Source organism: Diaphorobacter sp. LR2014-1 (genome assembly GCF_002916785.1).
In the GTDB taxonomy this organism is placed as follows: domain Bacteria; phylum Pseudomonadota; class Gammaproteobacteria; order Burkholderiales; family Burkholderiaceae_C; genus Diaphorobacter; species Diaphorobacter nitroreducens.
In genome coordinates this window covers 19,973-39,281 of record NZ_MTBE01000006.1, presented here as the reverse complement: position 1 = coordinate 39,281, position 19,309 = coordinate 19,973, and the positions used below count along the sequence as shown (strand labels likewise).

The 19,309-nt window shown below is 70.0% G+C and carries 18 protein-coding genes; 7 read left to right on the top strand and 11 right to left on the bottom strand.

The window, feature by feature from the left end; all coding sequences use genetic code 11:
- Positions 1-108 precede the first annotated feature (108 nt).
- Complete coding sequence (locus BV908_RS07110; protein WP_047351494.1) at positions 109-561, top strand: Lrp/AsnC family transcriptional regulator; 453 nt, start codon at positions 109-111, stop codon at positions 559-561.
- A 64-nt stretch (positions 562-625) separates the two neighbouring features.
- Here the strand turns inward: BV908_RS07110 and chrA are convergent, their stop codons facing one another.
- From chrA to msrA, 6 genes are all read right to left on the bottom strand, one after another.
- A complete protein-coding gene (gene chrA, locus BV908_RS07105) occupies positions 626-1,849 on the bottom strand; it encodes a chromate efflux transporter (protein ID WP_047351495.1) in 1,224 nt (407 codons plus the stop codon).
- A gap of 136 nt (positions 1,850-1,985) precedes the next feature.
- A complete protein-coding gene (locus BV908_RS07100; protein ID WP_103737672.1) occupies positions 1,986-2,858 on the bottom strand; it encodes a hypothetical protein in 873 nt (290 codons plus the stop codon).
- Between the two features lie 413 nt (positions 2,859-3,271).
- Complete coding sequence (locus BV908_RS07095) at positions 3,272-5,353, bottom strand: TonB-dependent receptor (RefSeq protein ID WP_103737671.1); 2,082 nt, start codon at positions 5,351-5,353, stop codon at positions 3,272-3,274.
- Positions 5,354-5,529: 176 nt separating this feature from the next.
- On the bottom strand, positions 5,530-5,934 hold the full coding sequence (locus BV908_RS07090) for a hypothetical protein (protein WP_011805275.1): 405 nt from the start codon (positions 5,932-5,934) through the stop codon (positions 5,530-5,532).
- A gap of 25 nt (positions 5,935-5,959) precedes the next feature.
- Complete coding sequence (locus BV908_RS07085) at positions 5,960-6,199, bottom strand: hypothetical protein (RefSeq protein ID WP_011805274.1); 240 nt, start codon at positions 6,197-6,199, stop codon at positions 5,960-5,962.
- A 153-nt stretch (positions 6,200-6,352) separates the two neighbouring features.
- Entirely contained in the window at positions 6,353-6,898 is a 546-nt protein-coding gene (msrA, locus tag BV908_RS07080; protein ID WP_011805273.1) for a peptide-methionine (S)-S-oxide reductase MsrA, read from the bottom strand.
- 131 nt (positions 6,899-7,029) lie between these two features.
- Here msrA and BV908_RS07075 point away from each other — a divergent pair, with 131 nt between their 5' ends.
- The 4 genes from BV908_RS07075 (at position 7,030) to BV908_RS07060 (ending at position 10,234) form a co-directional block, all read left to right on the top strand.
- A complete protein-coding gene (locus tag BV908_RS07075) occupies positions 7,030-7,692 on the top strand; it encodes a TetR/AcrR family transcriptional regulator (protein WP_103737670.1) in 663 nt (220 codons plus the stop codon).
- Between the two features lie 47 nt (positions 7,693-7,739).
- Positions 7,740-8,450, top strand: a complete 711-nt coding sequence (locus BV908_RS07070; protein WP_103737669.1) for a protein-L-isoaspartate O-methyltransferase — start codon at positions 7,740-7,742, stop codon at positions 8,448-8,450.
- 31 nt (positions 8,451-8,481) lie between these two features.
- Complete coding sequence (locus tag BV908_RS07065) at positions 8,482-8,820, top strand: rhodanese-like domain-containing protein (protein WP_103737668.1); 339 nt, start codon at positions 8,482-8,484, stop codon at positions 8,818-8,820.
- A gap of 70 nt (positions 8,821-8,890) precedes the next feature.
- Positions 8,891-10,234 (top strand): TolC family outer membrane protein, encoded by a 1,344-nt coding sequence (locus BV908_RS07060; protein WP_103737667.1) that lies wholly within the window; start codon positions 8,891-8,893, stop codon positions 10,232-10,234.
- An 83-nt stretch (positions 10,235-10,317) separates the two neighbouring features.
- On the opposite strand, the gene BV908_RS07055 is transcribed toward BV908_RS07060, so the two are convergent.
- The 5 genes from BV908_RS07055 to BV908_RS07035 form a co-directional block, all read right to left on the bottom strand.
- The gene (locus tag BV908_RS07055; protein WP_103737666.1) at positions 10,318-10,899 is read right to left on the bottom strand and encodes a dihydrofolate reductase family protein; all 582 of its coding nucleotides are present in this window, start codon (positions 10,897-10,899) and stop codon (positions 10,318-10,320) included.
- 44 nt (positions 10,900-10,943) lie between these two features.
- Positions 10,944-11,297: a DUF3147 family protein gene (locus tag BV908_RS07050; RefSeq protein WP_103737665.1), complete on the bottom strand. Its 354-nt coding sequence runs from the start codon at positions 11,295-11,297 to the stop codon at positions 10,944-10,946.
- 6 nt (positions 11,298-11,303) lie between these two features.
- Entirely contained in the window at positions 11,304-14,009 is a 2,706-nt protein-coding gene (locus BV908_RS07045) for a bifunctional acetate--CoA ligase family protein/GNAT family N-acetyltransferase (protein WP_103737742.1), read from the bottom strand.
- A gap of 125 nt (positions 14,010-14,134) precedes the next feature.
- The gene (locus BV908_RS07040) at positions 14,135-15,496 is read right to left on the bottom strand and encodes a 3-deoxy-D-manno-octulosonic acid transferase (protein WP_103737664.1); all 1,362 of its coding nucleotides are present in this window, start codon (positions 15,494-15,496) and stop codon (positions 14,135-14,137) included.
- 20 nt (positions 15,497-15,516) lie between these two features.
- Positions 15,517-16,905 carry a phosphomannomutase/phosphoglucomutase gene (locus tag BV908_RS07035; RefSeq protein WP_103737663.1) on the bottom strand — a complete coding sequence of 463 codons (1,389 nt, stop codon included), beginning with the start codon at positions 16,903-16,905 and terminating at the stop codon, positions 15,517-15,519.
- Positions 16,906-17,101: 196 nt separating this feature from the next.
- Here BV908_RS07035 and BV908_RS07030 point away from each other — a divergent pair, with 196 nt between their 5' ends.
- Positions 17,102-18,655, top strand: a complete 1,554-nt coding sequence (locus BV908_RS07030) for a DNA-3-methyladenine glycosylase 2 family protein (RefSeq protein WP_103737662.1) — start codon at positions 17,102-17,104, stop codon at positions 18,653-18,655.
- 60 nt (positions 18,656-18,715) lie between these two features.
- Positions 18,716-19,264, top strand: a complete 549-nt coding sequence (locus BV908_RS07025) for a methylated-DNA--[protein]-cysteine S-methyltransferase (protein ID WP_103737661.1) — start codon at positions 18,716-18,718, stop codon at positions 19,262-19,264.
- The last annotated feature ends 45 nt before the right edge of the window (positions 19,265-19,309 follow it).

The window sequence follows — 19,309 nt, the reverse complement described above, 5'->3', positions numbered from 1 at the left end:
AGCCATGCTAGGCCGGATCGTTGTCAGTGTGTAGCATCACAACTGTCGATAAAAGCATCAACGATCGTCATATCGACGGCATTACGCGACGTATCGGCAGCATTGGAGATGCCCGTGGAACTGGACGCACTGGACCAACAACTGCTCAGCCTGCTGCAGGCCAACGCGCGCGAGGGCACGGCCGAGCTGGCGCGCCGCCTGGGCCTGGCGCGCACCACGGTGGTGGCGCGCATCGCGCGCTTGGAGCGTGAAGGGGTGGTTGCTGGCTACGGCGTGCGCCTGGGCCAGCGGCTGGCAGGCAGCGCCGTGCGCGCGTGGTGCGCACTGCGCGTGCTGCCCAAGGCCGGGCCGGCGGTGCTGCAAATGCTGCAGGCCCTGCCCCAGGTGGAAGAGGTTTCGGCGGTGAGCGGGCCGTTCGACTACCTGGTGTTCCTGCGCTGCACCAGCCACGAGCAGCTCGACGGCCTGCTGGACCGCATCGGCCAGCTGGACGGCGTGCAGAACACGCAGACCAGCATCGTGCTCAGCCGCAAGATCGACCGCCGCAGCGTGGGCGGTTGATGCTCTATTAATGAGAGCTGCTAGCGCTTGATGGATAAGCGCTGAGGCCGTTTTCCTTCTGTCATCAGCCCAGCAGCCAACCTGCTGCGCCGCACAACGGCACCACCAGCCACGGTGGCACGCGCGCCCATACCAGCGCGGCAAAGGCCGCCAATGCCAACGCCAGGTCGGCTGGCGCATGGATGGCGCTGGTCCACACTGGGTGGTAGAGCGCCGCCAGCAGCAGGCCCACCACGGCGGCATTCACGCCCGCCAAGGCCGCCCGGGCACGTGCGTTGTGCCGCAGCCGCTCCCAGAACGGTAGCGCGCCCGCCACCAGCAGGAATGCTGGCACGAAGATCGCCACCAGGCATACGGCCGCGCCCAGCCAGCCGCCCGCGCCGTGGCCTGCCGCAGCGCCCAGAAAGGCCGCAAAGGTGAACAGCGGCCCCGGCACCGCCTGCGCCAATCCATAGCCCGCCAGGAAATCGTCGGCCGCCACCCAGCCGGTGGCCACCACCTCGGCCTGCAGCAGCGGCAGCACGACGTGGCCGCCGCCGAACACCAGGGCGCCGGCGCGGTAGAACGCATCGGCCAGCACCAGCCATCCTTGAGGCCAGGCGCGCGCAGCCAGCGGCAGCAGCACCAGCAGCGCCGCACATGCGGCCAGCAGCAGCGCTCCGGTACGCGGTCGCACCCCGGCCGCCAGCCCACCCTGCGATGGTGGAGCCGGCATGGCGCCCGCGCGCCCCCACAGCCCCAGGCCGGCCAGCGCCGCCACCAGCATGGCGCCCACCTGCCCCACCACGCCCGGCCACAGCAGCGCAAGCGCACAGGCCAGCACCATCAGCAGCAGCCGCGCCGGCCCGCGGCACAGGCTGCGCGCCATGCCCCACACGGCTTGCGCCACCACGGCCACGGCCGCCACCTTCAGGCCGTGCAGCACGCCCGCGGGCACGAGGCCCTGCCCCGCCACCAGGCCCAGGCCCAGCAGCGCCATCACCAGGGCCGACGGCAGCGTGAAACCCAGCCAGGCCGCCAGTGCGCCGCCCCACCCCGCTTGGCGCAGGCCCAGCGCCAGACCCACCTGGCTGCTGGCGGGGCCGGGCAGGAACTGGCACAGCGCTACCAGGTCGGCGTAGGCGTCTTCCGTCAGCCAACGGCGGCGCGCGACGAATTCCTCGCGGAAGTAGCCCAGATGGGCCACTGGCCCGCCGAACGACGTCAGGCCCAGGCGCAGGAAGATGAGGAACACCCGCCAGGCGCTGGCGTGGTGGCGGGTGGCGGCGAAAGGAGAAATGGGTGGCATGCAGCGGGCGCGAAACCCCGAGTATCGCTATTGCGCGTGGCGCGCGGATGACTGGCGCCGCGTGCCAGCAGCGGAGCGCGGCGCGTGCGCGCGCAAGCAGACCTCCTGATCCTTGCGGCCGCAGCCGCTGTGGGCATCAGATGGCGCAGGGCCCCATCCACACCCCGCTGCGCAGGCCGGCCGGCGGCTGCTGCGCCCAGACCTGGGCACACACCTCCCAGGCGGGCTCCTGTACGTTCAGGCCCGCGAAAATGCCGTAGCCTTCGCCCGCACGGATGTCCTCACCCGCGCTCAGGCTCTCGCCGGCCTTGATGGCCCCCTGCGTGTGGATGCACTCGCCCGCCTTGATGCCCCAGCCGGCCTCCAGATGCGTCAGGCCGCTGATGGCTCCGCCGACCACGATGCCCTGCCCCGCGCGCAGGCTGCCTTCGCCGCTCACATGCCCGCCCACGCGCAGGCTTTTGCCGCAGTCGATGCCGCCGTGCACCAGCAGGTCCCGCCCCACGAAGGCGCTGGCGCCCACGGTGAGCGCGCCGTGGCAGACCACGTCCCACGCCGCGCGCAGGTCGCCACCGCAGTGCAGCGATTCCTGCACCTGCACGCCCCAGTCGGTGCGCAGATCGCCGCCGCAGTGCAGCCGTCCATCGCTGTGGATGTGCGCGCCGGCGCGGATGTCCTCGCCCGCCACGATGGCCCTGCCGACGCGGATGCCGCCCCCCGCATGGAGGGAGCGGCCGACGTGGATCACGCCGTCCACCTCGATGCCGCCGCGCACCTGCACGGTGCCCGCAAACACGAAGGCCTCGGCCTCCAGGCTGTCCAGGTGCAGCACTGCGTTCGAGGGGCCGAACTGGCCCAGCAGCCACAGCGCGTCGTCCACGCGCCCGGCGGCCACCAGCTGGTCCAGCGCCTGCTGGTAGCCCACACCGTCCTCGACATGGCGCACGAACCAGCGAAAGCCGTTGGCGCAGGGGCTCTTGGCCCGGAGAAACTGCTTGGTGAATTCCATGCGACGCTCCAATCCTTGCAAGGCGCCCGTGCGGTGCTGCTGCGGGGGCCCGGGGTGACCCGGCGAACGAAGGGCCCGCGCGAGCGGGCGTGGGAAGGCGTTGTCCACCGTTGCGCAGGGCGGGTGCCCGGCGATGGTGGTTCTGCGCGTTGGAAAGAGGATGGGTGCTTTATCGCCGGGCGGAGGAATGTGCGACCGGCTGGTATGGCCAGAGCACACGCGCCACGACGCCCACGCGGTTGCGCGCAAGGGTGCGGCGGATGGGTGTGCTCGGGAATATGGGCGCGCATGCTAGCAGTGCGCAGTCCGCGGGACAACCTTGTCGCACGGCGGCGCGCGGTCTTTTGCGCACCGCCGTGCGTGCTGCGCGGCGGATGTGCATGCGCATCCGCCGCGGGCCGGGGATGGTGGTGTCAGAACGACACGTGCACGCCCACCGTCACGTTGCGCCCTGCCAGCGGGGCCGCGTCCTTGATGAACGAGGTGTGGGCGTAGGCCAGGCGGTCCGTGAGGTTGCGCGCCTTCAGGTACACCTGCCACGGCGTGCCACTGCCCGTGCGGCCGTTGTAGGCCAGGCCCAGGTTCAGCATGCCGTAGCCAGGCGTGGCCGTCTCGAACGCGGCCACGCGGTTTTGCCGCGCCACCTGCACCCATTCCACCGCGCCGTCCCAGTCGCGCCAGTTGGCATCCAGGCGCAGGCCCACGCGTGCGGGGGCGATGCGCGGCAGCCGCTCGCCACCGTCCAGGCGGGCACGCACGCTGTCGCCGAACAGGGTGACCCCCAGGCGCTGCGTGATGCGCTGGCGCACCCGGCCCTCCATGCCGGTAAAGGTGGCGCCCGCCTGGCTGTACTGCAGCAGCTGCAGGCCGTCCAGTTCGTCGAGCGTGCGGCCGTAGATGTAGTTGCGGATGCGGTTGTGGAACACGCTCACGTCAAACGTGGTGTCCCCGCTGGTCTTGCGCAGGCTCAGGTCGATGTTGCGCGAGGTTTCCGCACGCAGACTGGCGTCGCCACGCTCGTAGGTGGATGTGGCCATGTGCAGGCCGCGTGCGTACAGCTCCTCGGCGGTGGGCGCACGGTGGGCGCGGGTGATGCTCGCACCCGCGGCGTAGCCAGGCGCAAAGCGCCACACCGCGCCCAGCGATGCGGAGGTGCCGTGGTGGCGCCGCTCTACACCGCTGTCCTGCGCTTCGGCGCTTTGGCGGTCGTGGCGCAGCGCGGTCTCGATGCGCCAGTCGCCATGCCAGTCGCCCAGGCGGTATTCCTCCAGCAGAAACACGCCCCATTGGCGCGTGAGGGTGGGTTGCACGTAGGCCTCTTCTCCCGCGGCACTGAACTTGCGCTGCCCGGTCTGCAGGCCCAGCACGCCGCGCCAGCCAGCCACGGGCGCGTGCTGCAGCTCCACGCGCAGGTCGTGGGCCTTGTTCTTGAAGGTGGTGGCAACGGTGCCCTCCTCCACCTCGTCGTGTACGTAGTCGGTCACGCCCGCGCGCAGGCGCAGGGCGGAGAAGCCGGTGAACGGGTCGCGCAGCTCGCCGCGGATGTCCACGCGCTCGCTGCGCAGGTCCACCACAGGAACGGCTTCGTGACCGTGGTCGTGGTCATGCCCGTCGTCATCGTGGTCGTGCTCGTCATGGCTGCCGCAGTGCAGGTGGTTGCCATGGGTGTGGCAGCCTTCGAAACTGTGGCTGTGGCCCGGCAGGCCGTATTTGGCGTTCTGGCGTGTGAAGGCCAGGCCCAGGTAGCCGCGGCTGCCAACCCAGGACAGCCCCACGCTGCCGGTACCCGTGTGGTTGAAGCTGCCGGGCACGCGGCGCCCCTCGGCCCAGCCGCTGCCCACGCGGTAGTCGTCGGCGTCCCGACCGGCGGCCTCCACGTGCACGGCCAGGTTGCCCGCGCCGCCGGTCAGCGCGACAGCGCCGGCCTTTTCGCGCGCTGCGCTGCCGGCGCGCAGCTCGGCGCTGCCTTCGTAGCCCTTGTCTGGCACGGCCGTGGGCACCTTGCCGTCCAGCACGTTGACCACGCCGCCCACGGCGCCGCCGCCGTAGACCAGTGCCGACGGCCCGCGCAGCACTTCGACCTGCGTGGCCAGCAGCGGCTCGGCCGCCACGGCGTGGTCCGGGCTGACGGTGGAGGCGTCGTGCAGTTCGGACCCGTCAGAGAGCACGCGCACGCGCGGGCCGTCCATGCCGCGAATCACGGGGCGGCTGGCGCCCGCGCCGAAATGGCTGCCGGTGATGCCGGGCTCGCCGTCCAGGGTCTCGCCCAGCGTGGCCTCGCGCTGGCGCACGAGGGCGTCGCCCTCCAGCACAGACACGGGCTGCGTCATTTCGGATACGCCCAGCTGCAAACCGCTGGAGGACACGGTGACCTCGGGCAGGCGGGCATCCGCCTGCGCCCAGGCGGGTGCTGCGCTGGTCAGGCACAGCAGCGCGGCCCAGGCCAGCGGGTGCATTGCGCCCGGCATGCGGGCGAAAGGGGTGAAGGCGTTCATACAACGATTTCCGTCAAAAGGCGGCAGGCGCGCGCGAGCGCTCGGGCCGCACGCGGCCGCGCTTGAAAATTGATTCAAAACTGCCTCTAGCGCTTATGTATCAAGCGCGAGCAGCTATAAAAAGAGGAGTTTTTGCGACGCCGACATGCAAAGGCGGCGGCGCGAGGCGGGGAGCCTCAGGCGCTCAGGGGCGGAGCGCGGGCATGGAAAGGCGCCGCCCGGCCCGCGCGCGGCACCGGCGCGGGGGACCTGACAGGGGGCAGCTGCGGCTGTGCCTGGACCTGCGCGGGAGCCTGGCCCAGCGCGGCGCCCACCAGCGTCTGCTCGTCCAGCACCTGGCAGTCGGCGGCCCCGTGCCCGGCAAACAGCGCATGCAGGGTGTCCAGGGCCTGTTGCCCGGCGCTTGCCGCATCCCGTGCATGCCCGTCGCCGTGCAAGGCATGCGCCAGCCCCTGCCCCGCGGGCAGGTGCAACACCTGGTGCATGCGCCCGAGTGCGGGCGCGAGCACCAGCGCCAGCAGCAGCCAGGTCAGGGCCAGGCGGCGGCGCAGTTGCGGCAAGAGCGCGGGTGTCAGGGACATGCGGGCTGGGTGAAAGGTGCAGTCGTCAGTGGGCGTGCTTCATGCCGCAGTACTTGCCGATCGCCAGGTTCTTGCAGGCGGCCTGCAGTTCCTTGCGGCAGGTTTCTTCGCCCTTGCCGGATTCCAGGCACTTGGCAGCGGCCTCGTGCGCTGCTGCCATGGCGCGGTGGCGCTCGATGTCGACCTTGGTCTGCTGCGCGGTGTGCTCCTGCGCGTGCGCGAAGGCGGCGCAGGCCAGCAGCAGGGTGGCGAGCCAGGGTTTCATGGGTTGCTTCCTCCAAAGTAACACCGCGCCGCTGTTGCGGCGCGGGCCCGGGAGGATAGCGCAGGAACCCGCGGGGATTCCCAAAAGGCTGCGCGGATGCGCCGCTTTGGGAAGGCGGTGGACCCGCTGGCGGCGACCTGGGCCGCGCAGCGGTCAGGCGCCGGGCTTGAGGTGCCGTGCGAAGGTCTTGCGGAACTTCTCCACCTTCGGCCCCACGACGAAGGCGCAATAGCCCTGGTTGGGGTGGTTGCGGTAGTAGTCCTGGTGGTAGTCCTCCGCGGGCCAGTAGTTCACCAGGGGGGCCACCTCGGTCACCACGGGCGCGCCAAAGAGCTTGTCCTGCCCCATTTGGCGCAACAGCTCTTCGGCCACGTCCTGGTGTGCGGGGTCGGTGAAGTAGATGGCGCTGCGGTACTGCGTGCCCACGTCGTTGCCCTGGCGGTTGAGGGTGGTGGGGTCGTGCGTGGCGAAGAAGATCTCCAGAATCTCGCGCACGCCGATCTGCGCGGGGTCGAAGGTCACGCGCACCACCTCGGCGTGGCCGGTCGTGCCGCTGCACACCTGCTCGTAGGTGGGCTCGGCTACGTCGCCATTGGCATAGCCGCTTTGCACGTCGGTCACGCCGCGCACGCGGTCGAACACGGCTTCGGTGCACCAGAAGCACCCGCCGCCGAGGGTGATGGACTGCAGATCGGACATGGGATTGCGCCTCATGAAGGGAATGAAAGCCTCATCATAGAAATGAAGCGAAGGCGCCGTCCCGAAGTCTGCCCTTGCGTTGACGGGGGCAAGGCGGGTTGCTATATTACTAACCAGTCAGTCAGTAATTTATGGCCACCCTCCCCCCAGTCCTCGAATCGTCCGAACCCCCGCGCCGTGGCCGCCGCAAGGAAGCCCGGCCCGGTGAATTGCTGGACGCTGCCCTGGAACTGTTCGTGGAAAAAGGGTTTGCCGCCACCCGGGTGAACGAGGTCGCCGCGCGCGCGGGCGTGTCCAAGGGCACGCTATTCCTCTACTTCCCCAGCAAGGAAGACCTTTTCAAGGCCGTGGTCCGCAAGAACATTGCGGGCCGCTTCCCTGAATGGGACCTGGAGATGGAAACCTTCGAGGGCACGAGCAGCGAACTGGTGCAGTACTGCTTTCAGACGTGGTGGGAGCGCGTGGGCTCCACCAAGGCATCGGGCCTGGGCAAGCTCATGCTGAGCGAGGCCAACAACTTCCCGGAGATCGCTGAGTTCTACCGCCGGGAGGTCGTGGAACCCGGCCACCGCCTGTTCCGCCGCATCCTGCAGCGCGGCATGGACCGTGGCGAGTTCCGCCCGCTGGATCTGGACCATGCCGTCTACCTGGTGCTGGCGCCCTTGATGTTCCTGATGTTCTCGCAGCCTTCGCTGTCGCTGTGCATCCCGAACCCTGACACGTTCTCCGCGCAGGAGTACATCCGCCTGCAGGCCGAGAACGTCTTGCAGGGGCTGTGCGTGCGGCCGACCTAGAATCAGGGGTTTGTCTGAACCACAGTGACCCGCCTCCGGAGTACCCCATGAACATGCCTCTGAACACGTCCGCTGACATTTGCGATCCTACCGAGCAGGCCCGCTACAACATGGTCGAGCAGCAGATCCGCCCGTGGAACGTGCTGGACGAGGCGGTGCTGGAGTTGCTGGCCACCGTGCGCCGCGAAGAGTTCGTGCCGCCGGCCTACCAGGGTGCCGCCTTCACCGACACGCAGATCCCGCTGAACCCCTCGGTGGAAGAAGCCGAGCGCCTGGGCCAGGTGATGCTGGCGCCGCGCGTGGATGCGCGCATGCTGCAGGATCTGCAGGTGCAATCCACCGACCGCGTGCTGGAGATCGGCGCGGGCTCGGGCTACATGGCCGCGCTGCTGGCCGCGCGCGCCGAGCGCGTGGTGTCGCTGGAGATCGTTCCCGAGCTGGCCGAGTTCGCCCGCGAGAACCTGCGCAGTGCCGGCGTGGACAACGCCGAGGTGCGCCAGTCCGACGGCGCGCTGGACCCCATCCCCGATGGTCCGTTCGATGTGATCGTGCTCAGCGGCTCGGTGGCCGAGATTCCCCAGCGCCTGCTGGGCCTGCTGCGCGACGGCGGCCGCCTGGGCGCCTTCGTGGGCCACATGCCGATGATGCGCGCCACGTTCGTGCGCCGCCAAGGTGACCGGTACGAGACCACTCAACCCTGGGATGTGGTGGTGCCGCGCCTGCGTCACTTCCCGGAGCCGACCCGCTTCAAGTTCTGACACCCCTTCAGCGTCCTTCAGGAACCTTTGCATGATCGACCACGTGCGCCCTGCCCAACTGGCCGACTGGCTGACCGCTAACGCCGGCAGCCGCCCGCTGGTGCTGGACGTGCGTGAGCCATGGGAGCTGCAGACCGCCAGCGTGACGCCCCAGGGGTTTGAGCTCGTGGCCATCCCCATGGGGGATCTGGCCGCACGGCTGGATGAACTGGACCCCGCCCGCCCTGTGGCCTGCTTGTGCCACCACGGCATGCGCAGCCTGCGGGTGGCGGGCTTCCTGGCGCACCAGGGCTTCGACCAGGTGGCCAATATCACGGGCGGCATCGAGGCCTGGTCGCATGAGCGCGACCCGGCGGTGCCCCGGTATTGAGCCACCACGGACGTCGCCCGGCGTGCTGCAGCCTTCCCATTGATCACCGCAGACCTTCCTGAAGAACGCCATGACATCACTGCAACGGTTGCTCTCCGTTTCCCTGGCCGTGGGCGCCTGCGCGCTGGGCGCCCTGCCCGCGCAGGCGCAGAGCCTGTCCACGCTGGTGGAATGGGCGCGCAGCTATGACGCCCCGTGGCAGGCCGCGCAGGCACAGTTGCAGGCCGCCGACAGCCGTGCCGAGCAGGCGCGCGCAGGACTGCTGCCCAGCGCCGCGCTGAATGGGGGCGTGACCTACGCCCGCACCGACCTGACCCGTGGCCCCCTGCCCCCGCTGGACCTGCACGCCCCTACCCAGACCGTGGGCGTGGTGGCCTCGCAGCCGCTGTACCGGCCGGCCAACCGCATCGGCTTCGAGCAGGGGCAGCGCGGGATCGACATTGCCCGCGCGCAGCGTGACGCGGCCGAGCAGGACCTGCTGGTGCGCGTGAGCCAGGCGTATTTCGATGTGCTGGCCGCCCAGGACACCCTGACCTTCGTGCAGGCCCAAAAGGTTGCCGTGGCCGAACAACTGGCCGCGGCCAAGCGCAATTTCGAGGTCGGCACCGCCACGGTGACCGACGAGCGCGAGGCCCAGGCGCGGCACGACCTGGTGTCGGCCCAGGAGATCGCGGCCGAGAACGACCTGCACGTCAAGCGCCTAGCACTGGAGCAGACCGTGGGCCGCTCGGGCCTGACCCCGCTGCCCCTGGCCCAGCCGGTACAGCTGCCCGCGGTGCAGCCGGCCGATGTGAACAGCTGGGTGCGCAGCGCCGAGGAGCAGCAACCCCAGGTGCGCCAGGCGGCCATTGCGCTGGACGTGGCGCGCCTGGAAACCGCCAAGGCCGAGACCGGCCACCTGCCCACGGTGGACCTGCAGGCGGGCTACAGCGTGCAGCGCACGCCCAATGGCACCGTCACCATGCCGGGCGTGCACTCCCGTGCCAACGTCGCCAGCGTGGGGGTGGCGCTCAACCTGCCGCTGTTCGCGGGCTTCGCGGTGCAAAACCGGGTGAAGGAAACCCTGTCGCTGGAAGACAAGGCGCGCGCCGACTTGGACCATGCGCGCCGCAGCGTGGCCCAGGCCACGCGCGCCGCGTTCTTCGGCGTGCAGTCGGGCCAGAGCCAGGTGCGGGCGCTGCAGGCGGCCGAGGCGTCCACCCAGAGCGCGCTGGAAGCCAACCAGCTGGGCTACGAGGTGGGCGTGCGCATCAACATCGACGTGCTCAACGCCCAGAGCCAGCTCTACCAGACCAAGCGCGACCTGGCCGTGGCACGCTACAACGTGCTCATGGGCACGCTGCGCCTCAAGCAGGCCGCCGGCACCTTGTCCATGGACGACGTGGTGGCGGTGGACAGCCTGCTGAGTCGCTGACACCCTGCGATACCCACCGCTATTGCTATATAAACAGTAGCTGCTAGCGCTTGATGGATAAGCGCTAGAGGCTTAAAAGACCATCATTCCCGGTCAAAGTCCGCCGGGTCACCCGTCCGGTTCACGGCATAACGCAGCTCCACCATGCCCGTCCCCAGGGGGTGTGCGTCAAGCAGGCGCAACGCGGTGCTGGGCAGCCGGCGCGGAAACAGCGGCTTGCCTCGTCCCAGCGTGACCGAGCCCACCTGCAGGATCAGCTCGTCCAGCAAGCCAGCGTCGTAGAACTGGCCGGCAAGGTCCCCGCCGCCTACTACCCAGAGGTTCTTCGTCCCCGCCGCCAAGCGCATGGCCGCGTGCACCGGCCGCACGTCGCCCTGCACGAAGCGGATGTCCGCCCCGTCGATGCCCGGCAGGCGGCGCGAGGAGAAAACCCAGGCGGGCTGCGTGTAGGGCCAGGCGGAGCCCGTTTCGGCGCGCACGGCGTCCGCGTTGCGCAGCATCCATTCGTAGGTGGATGACCCCATGGCCAGGGCACCCACCTGCGCGATGAAGGCGGGATAGCTGGATTCCTCCAGGCTGCCCAGGGTGAAAAGCCAATCCAGCGAGTCGTCTTCCGTGGCGAGGAAGCCGTCCAGGCTGGTGGCGGTGAAATACTGGGTCTTCATGGACGGTTTATAGCGCGTGGGCCGCCCCGCAAAGCTCTGCAGGGTCAGGGCAGCAACTCGACGCCCAGCGGCCGCACGGCGAGCGCGAACAGGCCGAAGCAGACCACGGTGATGGCTGCGCTGGCCAGCAGGGTCAGGCCGAACCCGATGCGCGGCAGCAGCCAGGGGAAGGCCAGAAACATGGGTAGCGTGGGCACCACGTACCAGAACGTGTACCAGGCGTGGTAGGCGATCTTTTCCTGCGGCTGCTTTTCCACGTACAGCCAGACCAGCGCGAGGAACGTCACCAGCGGCAGCGCCGCCAGCAATGCGCCCAGCTTGTCGCTGCGCTTGGCTGCTTCGGACACGGCGACCACCACCGCCGCGGTGATCAGGTATTTGGTGACGAGCCAGCCCATCGGTTTTTACAGTTGGTGCACCACCAGGCGGAACTCTGGGTCGTCCTCGAAGGTGCGCACCTCGAAGCCCAGGCGCCGCATCAGCTTGAGCATGGTCGGGTTGTTGGCCAGCACCAGGCCCTGGATCTCGGCCAGGCCGCGATCGCGCGCCACGTCCATGATGCTGAGCATCAGGCGCGAGCCCAACCCTTTGCCGGCGAAGTCGTCGGCCACCAGCAACGCGAACTCGCAGCTCGTCTGGTCGGGGTTGGTCACGTAGCGCGACACGCCCACGATGCGCTCCTTGTAGCTCACCTCGCCATCATCATGAACCACGCGCTCGCGGTGCACGGCCACCAGGGCCATCTCGCGGTCGTAGTCGATGAGGGTGAAACGCGCCAGCATGGAAGGCGGCAGCTCGGCCAACTGCGACACGAAGCGGAAGTAGCGGCTCTCGGGCGACAGTTCCTTGACCAGGCGCTGCACCATCTGCGCATCGTCCGGGCGGATTGGTCGCACCAGGTACTCACCCCCGCCGCGCAGAGGCCACACCGCCTCATAGCGCGCCGGATACGGCAGGATGGAGAGGTGGCCGTAGTGCCCGTAGCCGGCCACCTCGCCGCGCGAGCCGCCCTGGGCGGTTTCATGGATGACGATGCGCGCGTCCACGGCCACGGCGCCCTGCTCGTCCACGATCAGGGGGTTGATGTCCATCTCGCGCAGCTGGGGCAGCGCGCAGACCATCTCGGACACGCGCAGCAGCACCTGCTCCAGCCCTTCCAGGTCCACGGCGGTGGCGCCGCGCCATTCGCCCAGCGTCTCGGCCACGCGCGAGCGGTCGATGAGCCGCCGCGCCAGGAACTGGTTGAGCGGCGGCAACTCCATCGCGCGGTCGTTGATGAGCTCGATCATCGTGCCACCGGCGCCAAAGGTGATCACCGGGCCGAAGGGCTCGTCGCTGACCAGGCCGATGCAGGTCTCGCGCCCGCGGCGCCCGCGTGCCATCTTCTGCACCGTTACGCCGTTGATGCGCGCGCCGGGCTGTACCCGCGCCACACGCTGCACCATGTCGGTGTAGGCATCGCGCGCGGCCGATCCGTTGTGCACATTCAGCGCCACGCCGCCTACGTCGGACTTGTGCGCGATGTCGGGCGAATCGATCTTGAGCGCCACGGGGAAGCCGAGCTGCGTGGCGATCATCATCGCCTCGTGGCTGCTGCGCGCCAGCAGCGTCTTGGTCACCGGGATGTGGAAGGCCGCCAGCAGCGTCTTGGACTCCATCTCGGTCAGCACGTTGCGCCGCTCGGCCAGCACGCTCTCGATCACCAGGCGCGCGCCCTCGATGTCGGGCTTGGACAGCGTCGTGAGCGGCGGCGGTGTCTGCTGCAAAAGCTGCTGGTTCTGATAGAACGAGGCGATGTTGCCGAAGGCGCCCACCGCGGCCTCGGGCGTTCGGAAGGTGGGAATCTGCGCGGCCCGCAGGATGCGGCGCGCCGGCACCACCGAGGCGTCGCCCATCCAGCACGACAGCAAGGGCTTGGAGGCCAGGCGCTTGGCATCGGCCAGCACGGTGGCCACGGCTTCGGCGTCGGCGCCGGCCTTGGGCGAGAAGATGGCCAACAGGCCATCGATCTGCTTGTCACGGAACGCCGCCTCCAGCGCCAGGCGATAGTGCTCCGGCCCCGCTTCTTCCGACAGATCGATCAGGTCGGCCAGCGAGGCCAGCGGCGGCAGCTTGGGCGCCAACGCAGCGCAGGTCTCGGGCGAAAAGCGGCCCAGGTCCAGGCCGATCTCGTTCTCCCAATCGGCCGCCAGCACGCCGGGGCCGCCGCCGTTGGTGATGATGGCCAGGCGCTTGCCCACGGGCCGGTAGCGCGAGGCCAGGCACTTGGCGGCCGAGAACAGCTCCACGAACGAGCGCACGCGCACGGCGCCCGCGCGGCGCAGCGCGGCGTCGAACACGTCGTCGCTGCCCACGATGGCGGCGCTGTGCGTCTGCGCCGCCTCGTTGCCTGCAGGCTTGCGCCCCGCCTTGAGCACCACCACCGGTTTGGCATAGGCCGCCGATCGCAGGGCGCTCATGAAGCGGCGCGCATTCTGGATGCCCTCCATGTAGACCACGATGCTCTGCGTGCGCGCATCGTTGGCCAGGAAGTCCAGCGCCTCGCTCAGCCCCACGTCGGTGTGCGGGCCCAGCGAGATCACGCTGGAAAAGCCCACCGCGTTGTTGCTGGCCCAGTCCAGGATGGACGAGGTGAGCGCGCCCGACTGACACACCAGGGCCAGCGACCCCTCGCGCGCCAGCGGCCCCGCGGCGCTGGCGTTCAATTGCAGCGACGGCCGCTGCATGCCCAGCGAATTGGGCCCCAGCAGGTGGATGCCCTCGCGACGCGCGATCTTGCGCAGCTGCTCGGCCAGTTGCGCATCCACGCCGTTGGACAGCACCAGTGCCGAGCGGCAGTTGATGCGCCCCGCTACCTCCAGCGCGGCGGGCAGGTCCTGCGGCGGCTGGGCGATGATGGCCAGGTCCGCACGCGTCTGCGCCAGGTCGGCCAGCGTGCCGCTGGTATGGATGTCCAGGTAGGTGAGCGTGCCCGTGAAGCGCTGGGCGGCCAGCGCCTCGCGCAGCACCTTGGCCTGGGGCGTGTGCGTGTCGGGCGCATCGGCGTTGCCGGCCAGCACGACGATGGAGCTGGGCGTGAACAGGGGCGTGAGGTAGTGCTTGTCCATCATGATGGAGCGATTCTCTGCCATCCCGGCATTGCTTGGCGAGACAGGCAACGCCGGCGGCTTGCGCTGTGTCAGCGCCCTCGCAGTCGTGGTTGCAGTCGTGATCGCAGGAAACGCGGGCGGGCCGCTCAGTCGGGACGGTCGTCCACGGCCTCGCGCAGACGTTGCAGGACGGCCAGGGCGGTGTCCAGGGCCGCGCCGCGGTGCTCCTCGGTGAATGCCACGCAGCGCTCGGACAGCGCCCTCCGCCGCTGCGGGTCCTGCGCCAGGGCGGCCGCGGCGGCCACGCCCTCGGCCATGTCGGCCACGCGCAGGGCGGCGCCAGCGTCGATGGCCAGGCGCGCGGCCTCGGCAAAGTTGAAGGTGTGCGGGCCCATGACCACGGGGCAGCCGCCTGCCGCGGCCTCGATGAGGTTCTGCCCGCCCAGCGGCGCAAAGCTGCCTCCCAGCAGCGCCACGTGGGCCAGGCCGTAATACAGCGCCATCTCGCCCAGCGAGTCGCCCAGCCACACATCGGCGCTGTCCGGCTGCGCGGTCCACTGGCTGCGCCGCGACACGCGCAGGCCGGCGGCCTCGCACAGGCGCTGCACCTCGTCAAAACGCTGGGGGTGGCGCGGGACCACCAACCACTGCACGGATTGATTTACTCCTGAATCAATAGCTGCTGGCGCTTGATTGGCGGGCGTTATAGGCGTTTTTTGCTTCAAAACCTCCAGCCACATGGCCTCTTCGCCCTCGCGGCTGCTGGCCAGCAGCACCACCGGTCGGGCGCTGGCGGCGCGCCACGCGCGGCCCTGCGCCTGCAGGGTGGGTGACGGCACCACGTCGAACTTCAGGTTGCCGAAGACTCCCGCCACCTGCGCGCCCACGTCGCGCAGCCGGGAGGCGTCATCCTCGGTCTGCGCCCACACGGCCGACAGGCCGGCGTAGGCCGGGCGCGACAGCCAGCCCAGCCGGCGCGCGCCGGCGCGCGACTTTTCGTTGAGCCGCGCGTTGGCCAGCACCAGCGGGATGCGCCGCCGGCGGCAGGCCGCGACGAGGTTGGGCCAGATCTCCGTCTCCATGAGGATGCCGATGGACGGGCGGAACTGCCGCAGAAAGCGCCGCACGGCCCCGGGCGTGTCCCAGGGCTGCCACACCTGCACGTCGCCGGGCAGCAGCAGCTTTTCGCCCTCGGCCCGGCCCGTGGCCGTGCCGTGGGTGAGCAGCAGGCGCATGCCGGGCAGCAGCGGGCGCAGTTCCTTCAACAGGATGGCCGCCGCGCGTGTCTCCCCCAGGGAGACGGCGTGGATCCAGATGAACTGCTCGTCGGCTTCGGTCTCCGATGACGGCGAGAGGCTGTCCATGGGCGGCGGGTAGTGGCCGAAGCGCTCGGGCACGGCCACGGCGTAGCCGGGCTCGGTGAGCGCGCGGCGGCGCAGCTTGCGCAGCAGCAGCGGCGTGGCCAGCCACACGGCCAGGCTGTAGAGCCACAGGATGAGCTGGTGCATGCCGCCCGCGCTGCCCGCAATCAGTGTGCGGCGCCGCCCACCTGGGCGCCGGGCTTCACGCGTTCCAGCAGCGCCAGCATGGCGGCTTCGATGCGCTGCAGCGCGGCGTCGGTGTGGCCCTCGAAGCGCAGCACCAGCACCGGCGTGGTGTTGCTGGCGCGGATCAGGCCAAAGCCATCGGGCCAGTCCACGCGCAGGCCGTCGATGGTGCTGATGCGGGCCGGCGCCGCAAACGCGTCGGCCGCCAGCGCCTGCAACTCGGCCGTCAGGCGATGGGGCTCGCCCTCCTCGCAATGCACGTTGAGTTCGGGCGTGGAATGGCTTGTGGGCAGGGCGTTCAGCACGGCGCTGGGGTCGGCATGGCGGCTCAGGATTTCCAGCAGGCGGCAGCCTGCATACGTGCCGTCGTCAAAACCGAACCAGCGTTCCTTGAAGAAGATGTGGCCGCTCATCTCGCCGCCCAGGGGCGCGTCCAGCTCTTTCATGCGTGCTTTGATGAGCGAATGGCCGGTCTTGTACATCTGCGGCTGACCACCCGCGGCCTCGATGGCGGGCGCCAGGCGCTGCGTGCACTTCACGTCGAACAGGATGGGGGCGCCCGGCACGCGCGAGAGCACATCCTGAGCGAACAGCATCATCTGCCGGTCGGGGAAGATGTTCTGGCCGTCCTTGGTCACGATGCCCAGGCGGTCGCCGTCGCCGTCGAAGGCCAGGCCCAGTTCGGCGTCGCTGGCCTTCAAGGCCTCGATCACGTCGCGCAGGTTGTCGGGCTTGCTGGGGTCGGGGTGGTGGTTGGGGAAGTTGCCGTCCACCTCCGAAAACAGCTCGATCACCTCACAGCCCAATGCACGGAAGATGCCGGGCGCCGACGCACCGGCGATGCCGTTGCCGCTGTCCACCACGATCTTCATGGGCCGCGCGAGCTTCACGTCGCCCACGATGCGTTGCACGTAGGCGGGCAGCACGTCCTCATGGCGCACGTGGCCGCCTTCGCGCAGTTGCCAGCTCTGCTGCTCCATGGTGCGGCGTAGCTGCTGGATTTCCTCGCCGTAGATCGCGCGACCGGCCAGCACCATCTTGAAGCCGTTGTAGTCCTTGGGGTTGTGGCTGCCCGTGACCTGGATGCCGCTGGCGCACAGCGTGCTGGCCGCGAAGTACAGCAGGGGCGTGGTGCTCATGCCGATGTCGATGACCTCGATGCCCGCGTCCACCAGGCCCTGGATCAGCGCGGCCGAGAGCGCCGGGCCCGACAGGCGCCCGTCGCGTCCCACAGCCACCGTACGCTCGCCCTGCGCGAGTGCGGCGGTGCCAAAGGCCCGGCCGAGGGCACGGGCCACGTCGTCGTTGAGCGTGCTGGGCACGATGCCGCGGATGTCGTAGGCCTTGAAGATCGCGGGAGAAAGCTGCACAGGGGATTCCTTGGGGATAAGGGGCGGGACCGGGAGGTCCGCCGTCCAGGCAAGGCCGGCAGGAAGGCCGGCAGAAAGGCCGGAATTGTAGGCCCGGTCCAGGCGCGCCCCTGTCAGCCGGGGACCCAACTGAGGCCGGCCAGGCGCATGTCCGAAAACGGCCAGTAGAACGGCTGCGCGTGCCTATCATGGCCCCATGCCCGACGTTCTTCATTCCCCTGCTCCACCCGCCAGCGCCGCCTCTGCGGCGGGCGACGACGAGGCCCGCTACCTGGCCCTGCGGGCCCGGGATGCGCGTTTTGACGGACGGTTCTTCACCGGCGTGACCTCCACCGGCATCTACTGCCGCCCCGTCTGTGCCGTGCGCACGCCCCGGCGCGAAAACTGCCGTTTTTTTACGCTGGCGGCGCAGGCCGAGAGTGCCGGCTTTCGCCCCTGCCTGCGCTGCCGGCCCGAGCTGGCGCCGCAGGCGCTGGCCTGGTCGGTGCAGGACGCATCGGGCATCCTCGTGCGCCAGGCGCTGCGGATGCTGGATGCACCGCAGTCCTGGGGCGCGTGCGAAGGCGGCGCCGTGGTCGCGCAGCTGGCTGCGCGCCTGGGCGTGAGCGACCGGCACCTGCGCCGCATCTTCGAGGCCGCGCTGGGCATCTCGCCGTTGCAGTACCTGCAGACGCGCCGGCTGCTGGCGGCCAAGCAGTTGCTGACCGATACCGATCTGCCCGTCACCCAGGTGGCGCTGGCCAGCGGCTTTGCCAGCGTGCGCCGCTTCAACGCGGCCTTCAATACCCACTACGGACTCAATCCCACCCAGTTGCGCCGGCAAGGCGCCGCACCCGATGGGGTACAGGCAGGCGCCCGTGCGGTGCGTCTGGGCCTGCGCCCGCCCTACGACACGGCCGCGCTGATGGGCTTTCTGGCGGCGCGGCAGATCCACGGCATGGAGAGCATCCGCACCGGGCCGGGGGCGCAGGTTCTGCGCAGAACGGTGCGGCTGGCAAGCGCGGGCACCGTTTTCACCGGCTGGCTGGAAGCCGGCTTCGATGACGGGCGCCCCCAGCTGTGGCTGCGCGTCAGCGACGGCCTGCAGCCCGTGCTGCCGCAGCTCATCGCGCGGGTGCGCGCATTGTTCGACCTGGACGCGGACCCGCAGGCCATCAACGCGGTGCTGCACCCCTCCTTCCCGGAGGGCGACGGCCTGCGTGTGCCGGGCGCGTTCGACGGCTTCGAGCTGGCGGTGCGCGCCGTGCTGGGCCAGCAGATCACGGTGGCCGCCGCGCGCACGCTGGCGCAGCGGCTGGTGGAACGCTTTGGCGAGCCCATCGCCACGCCATGGCCGGACCTGCATCGGCTGTTTCCCACACCGGCCGCTCTGGCCGGGGCAGAAGGGGACGCACTGGGCAGCCTGGGCATCGTGCGCCAGCGGCAGGCCGCCATCGTGGCGCTTGCGCAGGCCGTGGACGCGGGCACGCTGCTGCTGGATGCCAGCGCCGACGTACCCGCCACGCTGGACGCGCTGCGTGCGCTGCCCGGTATTGGCGACTGGACGGCGCAGTACATCGCCATGCGTGCCCTGCGCTGGCCCGACGCCTTTCCGGCCGGGGACGTGGCGCTGCACAAGGCGCTGGGCGTGCAGGGCCAGCCGCAACCCGCGCGCGCCGCCACCGAAGCAGCCCGCGCCTGGCGCCCCTGGCGCAGCTATGGCGTGCTGCGCGCGTGGAGTGGTTTGGCTCTGGTGCTATCAGACCAATAGCTGCCGGCGCTGGGTGCGCCTGCGCAAAAGGCAAATTTCGCGTTTAATGAAGGATTCACCATGCAATACCCCCGCGACACCGTGCAAAGCCGCATCGCAACGGCCCTGGGCGACGTGCGCCTGGCCGCCAGCGCGAAAGGCCTGGTCGGGCTCTGGTTCGACGGCCAGCGCCACCAGCCCGCGCAACTGGATGCCGCGCCCGCGTGGCCCACAGACCATGCCCATCCCGTGCTGCGCGCGGCGGCCCAGCAACTGCAGCAGTTTCTGCGGGGCGAACGCACGCGGTTCGATCTGCCGCTGGACCTGTCGGGCGGCACACCCTTCCAGGAGGCCGTGTGGCAGGCGTTGCTGGCCGTTCCGCATGGCGCCACCACCAGCTATGGCGCGCTGGCACGCCAGATCGGCCGGCCTACCGCGGTGCGTGCCGTGGGCGCTGCCGTGGGGCGCAACCCCCTCAGCGTCGTCGTGCCCTGCCACCGCGCCGTCGGCAGTGCGGGCGCCCTCACCGGCTACGCGGGTGGGCTGCCGCGCAAGAAGGCACTGCTGGCGCTGGAGTCGGGCCCGCAAGCCCGCGCCGTTCCCTTCACCCCTCTATTGAATTTCGCATGACAGCACCACACACGAGCGCTGAGGCCCTCTCCCCCTAAGCGCCCG

Coding starts and splice junctions, on each gene's coding strand:
- BV908_RS07085 (WP_011805274.1), bottom strand. CDS start 6,199: ATGAAACCCTGGCTCGCCACCCTGCTGCTGGCCTGCGCCGCCTTCGCG.
- BV908_RS07095 (WP_103737671.1), bottom strand. CDS start 5,353: ATGAACGCCTTCACCCCTTTCGCCCGCATGCCGGGCGCAATGCACCCG.
- BV908_RS07100 (WP_103737672.1), bottom strand. CDS start 2,858: ATGGAATTCACCAAGCAGTTTCTCCGGGCCAAGAGCCCCTGCGCCAAC.
- BV908_RS07060 (WP_103737667.1), top strand. CDS start 8,891: ATGACATCACTGCAACGGTTGCTCTCCGTTTCCCTGGCCGTGGGCGCC.
- BV908_RS07075 (WP_103737670.1), top strand. CDS start 7,030: ATGGCCACCCTCCCCCCAGTCCTCGAATCGTCCGAACCCCCGCGCCGT.
- BV908_RS07040 (WP_103737664.1), bottom strand. CDS start 15,496: ATGCACCAGCTCATCCTGTGGCTCTACAGCCTGGCCGTGTGGCTGGCC.
- msrA (WP_011805273.1), bottom strand. CDS start 6,898: ATGTCCGATCTGCAGTCCATCACCCTCGGCGGCGGGTGCTTCTGGTGC.
- chrA (WP_047351495.1), bottom strand. CDS start 1,849: ATGCCACCCATTTCTCCTTTCGCCGCCACCCGCCACCACGCCAGCGCC.
- BV908_RS07030 (WP_103737662.1), top strand. CDS start 17,102: ATGCCCGACGTTCTTCATTCCCCTGCTCCACCCGCCAGCGCCGCCTCT.
- BV908_RS07065 (WP_103737668.1), top strand. CDS start 8,482: ATGATCGACCACGTGCGCCCTGCCCAACTGGCCGACTGGCTGACCGCT.
- BV908_RS07045 (WP_103737742.1), bottom strand. CDS start 14,009: ATGATGGACAAGCACTACCTCACGCCCCTGTTCACGCCCAGCTCCATC.
- BV908_RS07055 (WP_103737666.1), bottom strand. CDS start 10,899: ATGAAGACCCAGTATTTCACCGCCACCAGCCTGGACGGCTTCCTCGCC.
- BV908_RS07050 (WP_103737665.1), bottom strand. CDS start 11,297: ATGGGCTGGCTCGTCACCAAATACCTGATCACCGCGGCGGTGGTGGTC.
- BV908_RS07070 (WP_103737669.1), top strand. CDS start 7,740: ATGAACATGCCTCTGAACACGTCCGCTGACATTTGCGATCCTACCGAG.
- BV908_RS07025 (WP_103737661.1), top strand. CDS start 18,716: ATGCAATACCCCCGCGACACCGTGCAAAGCCGCATCGCAACGGCCCTG.
- BV908_RS07090 (WP_011805275.1), bottom strand. CDS start 5,934: ATGTCCCTGACACCCGCGCTCTTGCCGCAACTGCGCCGCCGCCTGGCC.
- BV908_RS07110 (WP_047351494.1), top strand. CDS start 109: ATGCCCGTGGAACTGGACGCACTGGACCAACAACTGCTCAGCCTGCTG.